Source organism: Pseudoflavitalea rhizosphaerae (assembly GCF_003991355.1).
Classification (GTDB): domain Bacteria; phylum Bacteroidota; class Bacteroidia; order Chitinophagales; family Chitinophagaceae; genus Pseudobacter; species Pseudobacter rhizosphaerae.
The window spans coordinates 180,559-192,104 of record NZ_RCSU01000002.1 but is presented as its reverse complement, the minus strand read 5'-3'; the positions used below and the strand labels follow the sequence as shown (position 1 = coordinate 192,104).

General features: G+C 43.5%; 5 protein-coding genes. 4 read left to right on the top strand and 1 reads right to left on the bottom strand.

The features are described from left to right. Positions 1 to 7 precede the first annotated feature (7 nt). From D9Y29_RS03615 to D9Y29_RS03605, 3 genes are all read left to right on the top strand, one after another. Positions 8 to 1,291: a hypothetical protein gene (locus D9Y29_RS03615; RefSeq protein ID WP_127125095.1), complete on the top strand. Its 1,284-nt coding sequence runs from the start codon at positions 8 to 10 to the stop codon at positions 1,289 to 1,291. A 99-nt stretch (positions 1,292 to 1,390) separates the two neighbouring features. Further along, positions 1,391 to 4,954, top strand: coding sequence for a DUF5977 domain-containing protein (locus D9Y29_RS03610; RefSeq protein ID WP_127125093.1), 3,564 nt, complete (start codon positions 1,391 to 1,393; stop codon positions 4,952 to 4,954). Between the two features lie 93 nt (positions 4,955 to 5,047). Further along, the gene (locus tag D9Y29_RS03605; RefSeq protein WP_127125091.1) at positions 5,048 to 9,382 is read left to right on the top strand and encodes a DUF6443 domain-containing protein; all 4,335 of its coding nucleotides are present in this window, start codon (positions 5,048 to 5,050) and stop codon (positions 9,380 to 9,382) included. A 157-nt stretch (positions 9,383 to 9,539) separates the two neighbouring features. Here D9Y29_RS03605 and D9Y29_RS03600 read toward each other — a convergent pair whose 3' ends face one another. After that, complete coding sequence (locus D9Y29_RS03600) at positions 9,540 to 10,298, bottom strand: hypothetical protein (protein ID WP_127125089.1); 759 nt, start codon at positions 10,296 to 10,298, stop codon at positions 9,540 to 9,542. Positions 10,299 to 10,363: 65 nt separating this feature from the next. On the opposite strand from D9Y29_RS03600, the gene D9Y29_RS03595 reads away from it, so the two are divergent. Next, entirely contained in the window at positions 10,364 to 11,197 is an 834-nt protein-coding gene (locus D9Y29_RS03595; protein ID WP_206513706.1) for an RHS repeat-associated core domain-containing protein, read from the top strand. The last annotated feature ends 349 nt before the right edge of the window (positions 11,198 to 11,546 follow it).

Genomic DNA, 11,546 nt, shown 5'->3' with positions numbered 1-11,546 from the left:
AGCCAGGTTGCTCGCTAAATCTCAAAAAGCCCTTCAGCAACTCGCTCAACAAGAAGTACGCCTGAAGAAGAAACTCGCCCGGAAAGATTCGTTACAGGCGGAAGCATTGTTTGGCAATGTAGAAGAAAAGTATGCGCAATTACAAAAGCAATTAATAATACCTATAGACAATGTAAGTAGTACTGGTGAATACTTACCTCATCTTGACACGCTTTCTACTTCCCTGCAATTTCTTACAGCCCACTCCAATCTGTTACCGAATGCCCAGGCATTGTCAGCGCCTGTACAAAATGCGCTACACAGAGTAAACGAGTTGAAGGGGAGGCTGCACACCACAGAGCAGATTCAGCAATACCTGCTTGAACGCCAGGATGTGTTGAACGATCAATTAAAACGATTCGGGTACACTAAAGAATTTCAACGATATCAACAACAAGCCTACTACTATAAGCAGCAAGTTCAGGAGTACAAAAACTTACTGGAAGATCCGTCGAGGTTACAGGAGCAGGCGATTGCTCTGTTGCAAAAGCTTCCTGCTTTCCGGCAGTTCCTCCATGAGCATTCCCTACTCGCCAGTTTGTTCCGGCTTCCTGGCAATTACGCTTCCCAGGTCAGTCTCGCCGGCTTGCAAACCAGGTCGAGTGTACAGGGCATCTTACAAGACCGGATCTCAGCGGGTGGCCCCAATGCCATGGCCAGCTTTCAGCAAAACATACAGGATGCACAAGGTCAACTTGCTCAGCTCAAAGACAAGCTGAACCAATTGGGTGGTGGCGGAGAGCTGGACATGCCTGATTTCAAGCCCAACCATCAAAAGACAAAGACATTCCTGCAACGATTGGAATATGGTACCAACCTGCAAAGCCAACCTTCCAGCAATTGGTTTCCTACTACTACTGACCTTGGTCTGTCCGTAGGCTACAAGCTCAATGATAAAAGCACCATCGGTGTTGGCGCCAGCTATAAGGTCGGATGGGGCCGGGATATCCAACATATTGCGGTTACCCATCAGGGAGTAGGACTTCGTTCTTTTGTTGATGTCAATGTGAAAGGCAGCTTCTATGCTACCGGGGGATTCGAGTATAATTACCAGCAACCTTTCCGCTCGCTCACTGATTTGAACGGCATTGACAAATGGCAGGAAAGTGGTTTGGTGGGCGTGAGTAAGATACTGTCGTTAAAGAGTAAAGTTTTTAAGAAAACACAACTGCAATTATTATGGGATTTTTTGAGTTATCGGCAGACACCGAGATCACAGCCTGTTAAGTTTAGAGTAGGTTATCGATTTTAAATGAACCTTATATACGAAAGCAAGATTAGTCAAGACACAGCCCTTCTTTTCCAAGGGCTTATAACAAGAGCCTGTCATAACTTCCATAAACCGTGTAGAATGACAAAATATCTAATTACCGTATTGTTTTTATTATCGTGTAAGATTGCCAAACCTCAACTTACTCCTGTATCACCTACAAGGCCCACACCGAATGCCGCCGGTATCGGACAATATGGGGAAATGGCTGTTTCCATGTATACGGGCCTTCCTCAAATAGATGTACCGATCTACACCATCAAAACGGATTATATAACGCTTCCCGTTTCGTTAAGCTATAATGCCTCCGGTTTCAGACCGGATATGCACCCTTCCTGGGTGGGATTGAATTGGAACGTGGATGCAGGAGGTGCCATCACGCGCACAGTAAGACACCTGCCGGATGAGTACGAGGTAACAGGTACTGACCCCATCAACATAACAGGTATGGGTTTTTATTACTCACATAATTTGCTGGCAGCCACCAGTTGGTATACGCCTGATGGAAATTTCGTAAGTGGTGGGCTCTTTAAAGATCGTGAGCCCGATGTGTTCAGTTTCAACTTTCTCGGCAAGTCCGGTAAATTCTATTTGGACCATACCGGCAACTGGAAAGTGCAGTCCGATGAATATTTCAAGGTTGTGTTCGATCCTGCCGATTTCAAAACAACCTTCGTACAGCAGAGCTGCAATTGTTATTTTGGATTGTCAAGAAAAACCTTTAACAAGTTTACCCTGATCGATGCCAGGGGCATTCAGTACACATTCGGAACAGATAATGCAATAGAATATTCTGTAGGGATGACTGCAAGAAATGGCTTCAGTTCTGAATATGACTGGCCATCCAATACCATGGCCACCAGTTGGTATCTTGTAAGCATAACGGATCCTGCCGGGGATATGGTTACTTTCCATTACGAAAGAGGCCCTTACCAGTCCTCCCTTAGCTTTTACCAGTTCCAAAATGGCTGTACCAGCGGTGATATTGGTGGAGCAGGATTCATGTCGCGCTGGGGCCTTTACGGAGGCTATAAATCCGGTATCTCAGGTTCTATTACTTCTCCGGTTTATCTCAGGGAGATCAATCATACCAAAAGCAATACAAATATCTATTTTCATACGTCCAAAAGCAATGAGCTCAAATATCCATGGTCATTGTATATGGAGATCCTGAGGAACTCTAATGGCGACCTTCCCGTTAGTTACAACGGCTTTCTTGGCCTGAATATGACAGCCAATATTCCTTATTTCACGGCAAATCCTTCAGAGGCCACACCAACTCCCAGTGAGCCATCAACTAAATTCATCTGGCTCAAACTTGATAGTATAGCAGTCCGGCATGTCAGCTCATTCAATAGCCGCGATCTGCCGAATGTGAGATATTACAACCGTTTAAAAGCCAAATTCAATTATACAGAAAATTCTTTGGAGCGGTTAAGACTGAATTCCGTTGTGTTGACGGGGGATCTCAACTCTGATCCGCAATCTTATCAATTCACCTATGCTGGCGACTGGGTGGCTGGATATGCTGCCGAGATCTCTGATCATTGGGGGTTTGCCAATCGTTACTTTCTGGAAAAAACTCCTTTACAGACATATAAAATGTATGACAATCTGGGACAGATCAGACAGCCAGTAGCTGGTGCTTCCCTGGCGTTCCTTCTCAAAGAGATCCGGTATCCCACTGGTGGCAAATCTGTTTTTACTTTTGAGAATCACGATTATCGCGCCTATGCCTGGTATGAACCGGGCTCTACCGATGTGATGCTGACCCAACAGACGGGCATTGCCGGAGGAGCAAGACTGAAAAAAATCGAGAACTTTGACAATTTCGGAAATAAAACATGGAGGGATTATTTATACGTCACCGATTACAATCCCGCAACAGGTACAGGTTCCGGTTCCAGTGGCATCCTGGTAGGTAAGGCCCGGTACAATTGGACTTTCAATCAGGGAGGCTTTTATGCTATGGTCTCAAGTTCTTCTTCCATCGTTCCAGCTTCTTCCACCTCCTCAGGACGGCATATTGGTTATACATATGTTACAGAGCGCTTCCAGGATGGCTCGTACAAGAACTACACTTTTTCCAACGAAGACCTCGGCTATAAAGATATAGCGCCGGTGTATCAATGGAACTACGACCGGATGCCTAAAGTGCCATTTAACTCTACTGAATTTGAAAGAGGCAAATTGCTGGAGGAAAGAACCTATTCAGCAGCCAATAAACTACTGACCAAAACCCAGACCACCTACAACCGTATCGGGTTCACTACTGACAATTTTGTAAGGGCGGTAATGCTTGATTATTCCATCAATTGCGTTGGCTCAGATGTAGAAACTTTCCCTGCCATGACCTCGTATTATCACTATACGCACTTTTTCAAGCCGGTTAATATCAAGCAATATACTTATGATGAATTCAACCGCGAACTGCTCGTGGAAAAGACGAATGAATACGATACTTACGGCAATATCATTAAGCAAATAGACAGTAAGAGCGATGGAAGCCTACTGGAGACCAGGTATACATATCCTTATAATTATCCTTCCGATCCCTTGCTCACGGAAATGAAGAACCGAAACAGGATATCAGATCCAATTACAGTAGATTCATACAAAGGCACCGCATTCCTGGAAGGGAATAAATTTAATTATGCCTATTTCAATAGCAATAGCCTGATAGCCCTATCTTCTGTACAACGTAGAACGGGTAACGGCAATTATTTCCTGAAGTATGCCATCAATAAATATGACAATAATGGCAATGTGCTGGAAATTGAAAAGCCCGGAGGCCAGAAAGAGTCATTCATATATGCTTATTTTGGAAGATTCCCGGTAGCCTCCATTCAAGGCAAAGACCATGCATCAGCCGCCGCTTTGCTGAATACAGATATCCTTAATTGGCCTGATGGCAATTCACTTCTGGAACAGGAACTGGATAAACTGCGCACTCAACTGCCGGGGGCCCTTGTGCAAACAACTACTTTCAATTTTTATGGTGATGTTGATTCCCAAAAAGATCACGCCGGTAAAAAAAATTCCTATGAATACGATGACAGGGGACGGTTGACCCTTGTCAGGGACCAGGATAATAATATCTTAAAAAGATTCCAGTACAAATACCTGGAGAACCTGAATTATCCCTTTGTCAATACAGAGCAATCCAGAAGAGTATACGCACCAGGCCCATGTCAGACAGGTTATCAGAGCAATGGCGTGAACTATATAGTGCCTGCCGGTAAACATGGATCCTTCCTCAGCGTGACGGATGCTAACCTGAAGGCCAATCAGGAGATCGATGCAGAAGGCCCAGCCTATGCTGCCATACATGCTCCCTGCGTTCCTTACTGGTTGTTTACGCCTTGTTGCACATGGTCCTCTGTTTATTCGGATTTCAGCTATGACCAGGGAACGGTAAATTTCAGGCTTACGCTCATGAAGGCTCCAAGCACCATGGTATATGGGCAAATCGGTCAATTGGATGGCATTTTGTTCATACCTGCTTCAGCCAAGTACCTGAATCTAACAGCTACCAATTCCAACTGGTCTGGAACACTGGTATTCTATCCCGATGGGAAAGTGAATATCATGGGACAAGATTTCACTGACTATATAACCATAATAGGCAGCTATACTTTGGAGTAAACATTATTAGCAACCCATATCTCGAACTGGATATTTTTTTACCAGCAACGCGTGTGGGAGTTTGTGTACAACCTTACTATTAAACCTGAAGAAATGAATACCGGCAGATTATTGCTGATTTTATGCTGGATGATGAGCTCTGTAAATCTCTGCGCTCAGAATCCCCCAGCTCCCTATCCTGCAAATTCAAAGGTTAATTTTATCCGGATCTGGGAGGGGGCCGCACCTGAAACCAATCCTGCCACGCTGGTGACAAGGCCTGTGAGGGATGTCAAACAAACCACACAATATTTCGATGGACTGGGGCGACTTTTGCAAACCGTGACCAAACAAGGTTCCTGGCCAACACGCGGGAGTGCTGCGGATATGGTGAGCCCAGTGGTATATGATCAGTTTGGCCGCGAGCAGTTCAAATACCTTTCTTCACCAGCCAACAATACCGATGGTAATACTTCTGTCTCCGATGGTTTATTTAAACCGAATCCCTTTCAGCAACAGACAGCTTTTTACAGTAATGCCAGTGCAACTGTCAACCCGATTGCCGGGCAGGGAGAGACCTTCTTTTACGGACAAACCGTATTTGAGGCGTCCCCCCTTAACCGCGTATTGGAAACCTTTGCTCCCGGCAACAGTTGGGCCGGCACTGCAGGACAGGCCACTGAGGCAGCCAGAAGATCCATAAAAATCAAATACCGGATCAATACCGCTGCTGATGCAGTACGTATCTGGACCGTTACCGATGTGGCTGGTGGCCTGGGGACCTATGCTTCTGCAGGTGCTTACCCCGCCGGAGAACTTTATAAAAATGTGATGGTGGATGAGCACAACAAGCAGGTGATAGAATTTAAGGATAAGGAGGGAAAAATAATCTGCAAAAAAGTACAACTGACCGCTGCTGACGACAACGGATCGGGAACTGGTTATACAGGTTGGTTATGCACCTACTATCTATACGATGATCTGAGCCAGCTACGCTGTGTTATCCAGCCCAGAGGTGTGGAGCTCTTACAAGCGGGTAATTGGACACTGACAGCAGCTATCGCCAGTGAATACTGCTTCCGCTATGAATATGATGAGCGCGGCCGGATGATCATTAAAAAAGTACCAGGTGCCGGACCCGTATGGATGGTCTATGATGCACGTGACCGTCTTGTGTTGATACAGGATTCTGTGAACCGGGGAGCCGGTACGAAAAAGTGGCTGTATACACAATATGATGCTTTGAACCGTCCTGTTGTTACCGGATTATGGAACAATACCAATGACCGGGCTTATCATAACACGCAGGCTTATAACAGTACAGCCTATCCGAACTTATCGGGTCAAATCTATGAAGAGCTGACCAATGTGTATTACGATGATTATGCCTGGGCTGCTGCTCTGCCTGCCTCATTAAAAGACTTTTCTACCAGTGAGGTAAGTACTTACCTGTTAAGTGTCTCTGCCAACTGGCCTTATCCGCAGGCGGTGCAAATGGCTTCGGCTACCAAAGGATTGGTTACAGGTGGTAAAGTGAAAGTCCTGGGGAGCAGCCCCGCGCAGACCCTCATCACGATAAACTTCTATGATAACAAGGGGCGCGTGATCCAGACCCGCTCACAAAATATCACTAATGGTGTGGATGTGGTCACCACCCAATATAACTGGAGTGGACAGCCATTGGTGATTGTAGAAAAACAGGAGAAATTGGGCGTCAATCCACAAACCCATTTCATTGTCACAAAAATGGACTACGATAGCCTCGGGCGGGTGCTGACGATCAAGAAAACGGTGAACAGCACCATCAATGGTGTTACTATTAGTAAACCCGAACACTTACTGGTAAGCAACGAATACGATGCCCTGGGACAAGTGAGTAAAAAGTCCCTGGGTGCCACCGTACTTGATTCCATGCGTTATGAATACAATATCCGGGGCTGGTTGTTGGGCGTGAACCGAGCCTATGCGAAAGACGCACACCAGGATAATTATTTTGGTTATGACCTGGGCTATGACAAGATGAACAATGGTCTGATTGGTAGCCAGTCTTATACTGCTGCCCAATACAACGGTAACATTACCGGTACGGTCTGGAAAAGTAAGGGCGATGGAGAAAAACGAAAATATGATTACGGGTATGATGCGGCTAATCGACTATTAAAAGCAAATTTTACCCAATATATAGTCGCTGCCTTCAATACCAGTGCGGGATTAGATTTTACAGTCAAAGACCTGAGCTATGATGCCAATGGCAATATTACCGGCATGAGCCAGCGTGGCTGGAAGCTGGGTGGCAGCGCTACAATTGACAGCTTGTTATACACGTACGCTAACAGCAATAAACTTAAAAATGTGATTGAGCGTAACAATGATGAACAGACGAAGCTGGGTGACTTCCGCAGCTCTTCGCTGTATATGGCGGCAATCGGTAGTAAATCCACTTCTGCAGTTGACTATGTCTACGACGGCAATGGAAATATGATCCGTGATCGTAACAAGGATATCGGGGATGCGAATAATAACGGCATTGTCTACAATCACCTGAATCTCCCATCAGTGATCACAGTTCGTTCTACGGGTAGTGCTGTAAAAGGTACCATTACTTATTCTTATGACGCAGCGGGGAACAAGTTGAAAAAGACGGTAGCAGAAACGGGCAAGCCGACCAGGACAACCTTGTATCTGGGCGGTTCTGCATACGACAATGATACGCTGCAATTCCTGGCGCATGAAGAGGGCAGACTTCGGTATGCAAAGCAGTATTACGAGAATGGTAGCAGCAGTTATAAATATTTTTACGATTACTTTCTTAAAGATCATCTGGGCAATGTGCGGATGTTGTTGACCGAACAAAAAGATACGGCTGTCTATATGGCCACAATGGAAGCAGCTTACCGGGCCAAGGAAGATTCGCTGTTTTATAACATACCCCAAACTTCTTATGCCAAGGCATTGATCAGTGGTTATCCTACTGACCCAACGACCAGCCCGAATGATTCAGTAGCACGTGTGAATGGCAGTGGGCGGAAGGTAGGTCCTGCGATGGTGCTCAAGGTGATGAGCGGGGATTCGGTCAACCTTGCGGTGAAATATTTTTATCGGGGCAGTGGTACTGCGGGACCTACCAGTGATCCGTTGAATGACATCCTGAGTGTTTTGGCAGGTGGTATCGTAGGAGCAACGGGAGAACTGAAGGGGACCCTTGTACAATTGAACAATATTGGCACGAGCCCATTGGTAAGTGTGCTCAATAGTTTTAGGACTACAAACAATCCAGCTACCACTGCCAAGCCAAAAGCTTACCTGAACTGGATCCTGTTGGATGAGCAACTCAAATACGTTGGCACAGGTAGTGGGGCCAAAGTAGTGGGCAATGCTGAGAGTCTCTTACCACTGACATCTTTCGTCAAGATTCCCAAAAATGGTTTTTTGTATATTTATGTGAGTAATGAAACGCAGAATTGGGATGTGTTCTTTGATAACCTGAGTGTGCGGCATTTTTCCGGACCCATGTTGGAGGAAACCCATTATTACCCTTTTGGGTTGACAATGGCGGGGATCAGTTCAAAGGCCGTTGGTAAGTTACAAAACAAAAAAGAAAAATTTCAAGGCCAAGAATTCAATGATGCACTTGAAGTTGATTATTATGAATTTAAATGGCGAAATCATGATCCGCAAATTGGAAGGTTTATTCAAATCGATCCTCTGGCAAACGAATATGAATATTATTCAACGTATGCATTTTCCGGAAATCAGGTAACTACTCATATAGAACTTGAAGGATTAGAGCCTGTACGTTACGCAACCCCTCGTGTTAATTATGCACAGAATAGAATGCAATACAGAACGGTTAACAGTTACGTCCCCAATGCTTCACGGTATCGAACATCCAGTACCTATATACCTAACCAACAAGCAGGGTCGGCGGCCAAACCAGCTGATATTTATGAACCATTTGAGCCAGGTACAGGTGCACAACATACAGGGCCTTTTGTTACACGCGACAATAGAGTTGGAAATCTCGCAGTAAAAGGAACCGAAGCTATAGATGATTTAAAAGGACAAATAGAAAGAATTCAAGTAACAAGTGTGCAACAAATAGTAGGCATCTCTGATGTAACTGTTTCCACACAAATTAATATTACTTGGAAAAACAAGGATGCAGAAGCAGCTTATAATAAATTACAAGGAGAATATGATCAAAAAGTGCAGACTATTCGTGATAATAATCAGCTTTCTCCACAACCAGGGCCTGGCGCGACACAGGAAGAGTGGGGTAATTGGGTTAAGGATAGTCAACAGAAACTCCTTAATGTTAAAGCAGGGATTGCATTATTAGGGGAATCGCCTATGCAACAGATTTTTAATAGTACAAAAAAGTCAAATGATTTTGAGAAAACCAAAACAGAGAGGCAAACTATGCCTACTATTAGCCAAGGTTACAGATGAAAAAGATAAAAAATAAGAATAGTAACGATAATAATGAAGACATGCCAAAATGGGTACGCCTAATCTTTATACTGGCCGTTATCTTGTATTTGCTTTGGATATTATTTATCAAGAGCGGGATACCCAGAGATGATTTTCCTTTTTTTAGAAAGTAATATTAAACAAGCACTTTATCAGTGTTTTCATAGATATACAATTGACTCTTATTAAAATCAGATTGGATATTGGGTGTCAAAAATTTAATCCAATCTGGTTTTTTTTCATTGCGTATGTATGCATACAACGCCAATGCGTAACCCCACTCTTGTTGTGTTAAATATCCTTGCTTTGAATAGCCCCATTTGTTACTGGCCGAATAAAACTGGAAAGATGCATTGGCATTAAAAATGCCTAGCCCAAAAAATACAGTAACGAGATCTGTCAAGTATTCGTCATTTTCATTCAACCTATTTTCTCCCAATATTTTGATATGCGCAATCTCATGAGCGAGGGTTGCAATAAGTTTTGTCGGATCCTGTAACTGCCCAATTTCTATTGCAATATTATACTTGCCATGTGGGCCTTTTCCTTCGTAAAATCCAGTAGAATAATTATCGTCTTCAAATTGCTGCCCATAAATAGTATTGCCCATGTCTCCCTTAATTTCTATTAACTGTTCATTGTAAAAATCAATAGAAATGATTTCCGGATTAACATCCATTTGTTTCGCGATAATGGGAAGGATGTCATGAGCGATTTTTTCTGTCCCAATGGATTGTAAAGGAAAGTCGTTTTCAGATGGAATTAGTGTTTTGTCCTCTAAAAGTTTTTTTTCTCCAAATTGATTGATCAGCCAAATTAGAGCATTTTCCATCCAAATTCTGGTCTCTTCGGGAATAGGGCAAGCGTTTTTTTTCTTTTTAAAGAAGCCGAACATTGGTATTCATTTATTAAAAGTTAAACAAAAATACCTGAAGTAAAGAATTTAGCGATGGAAGTGGATTGGAATGGTATGACTATGGTGCGAGGATGTACGATGGCCAGATTGGCAGGTGGCAAGTACCAGATCCGTTAGCAGATAATTATAACAGCTGGTCACCCTATAATTACACATACAATAACCCTATCAGTTTTATCGACCCTGATGGACGATCTGGTGAACCAGTAATTGACCATAAGAATAAAACTATTACTATTAATTCTAAAATTACTTTTTATGGTCTAGGAGGGAAAACGAGCGGGAAAGTTAATTTTGAAGAATCAAAACTACAGTCGCAAACAGCACAATATGCGGCAGATACTAACAAGGCATGGAATGACGCAAACGGGAAAGTCGATATAGGTGGAGTAGAGTATGCCGTGAAATTTAATATTACAGGTGAGTATGCCGGGGATTTGACAGCAGAGCAAGTTGCAGCCAATACGGATATCAGCAATAACTATATTAAACTTATGGATGGAGGAGCGATATCTAACATGGATGAATTGGGTGCCAATACAGGTACTTGGCTTTTGTCTAATCTGCAAGGGGAATCTCCGACAACGGGAGCTCATGAAATGGGGCATGGGATGGGACTTGAGCATCCAGCTAGTGTTGATTTGCGAGGTATGGGACAACCGGGCATCATGTACCCTCGAGGCACATTAACGGATGCCGAGTTTACCTGGGATCCCCCTAATGGGGCCTCTTCATCAGCAGGTACGAATACATTAAATCCCGATAAACGAAAAGTTACGCAAGCCGATATTAATAATTTAGGTCTGAATAAAATAAAATATGATCCAGTTTCAGGTAAGGGTCAAATAGGGAATCTCACAAACAAATTTCATAAATGAGAATACTTTTTTTTGTAGGTATCAGTGTGCTGTTTGCTTCATGTTTTACGATGGCTACATCAAAATCCAACAGCACTAAGTTGGTTTGCCGATGGTGCTTAATAGGAAACCAGTTAAATTATCCTACTTTAACTTTTCAAAATGACTCCTTAGCCGTCTTTGGAAGCCGAGGCGATACTGTTTTTAGATTTAAGTATTACATTAAATCACAAAATTTGTACTTAATTCGTCCTGAGGGCGAAATAGTACAGAATAAAATATTGCACCTTTCAAATGACAGTTTGCGACTTGAATCTTTACTGGAGAATAAGACTGTTCAAGTATATTATAGATGTAAGAACTAGGATTT

What these genes read in the sequence shown, in the direction of transcription:
- D9Y29_RS03600 (WP_127125089.1), bottom strand. Translation starts at nt 10,298, where the DNA reads ATGTTCGGCTTCTTTAAAAAGAAAAAAAACGCTTGCCCTATTCCCGAA.
- D9Y29_RS03610 (WP_127125093.1), top strand. Translation starts at nt 1,391, where the DNA reads ATGACAAAATATCTAATTACCGTATTGTTTTTATTATCGTGTAAGATT.
- D9Y29_RS03605 (WP_127125091.1), top strand. Translation starts at nt 5,048, where the DNA reads ATGAATACCGGCAGATTATTGCTGATTTTATGCTGGATGATGAGCTCT.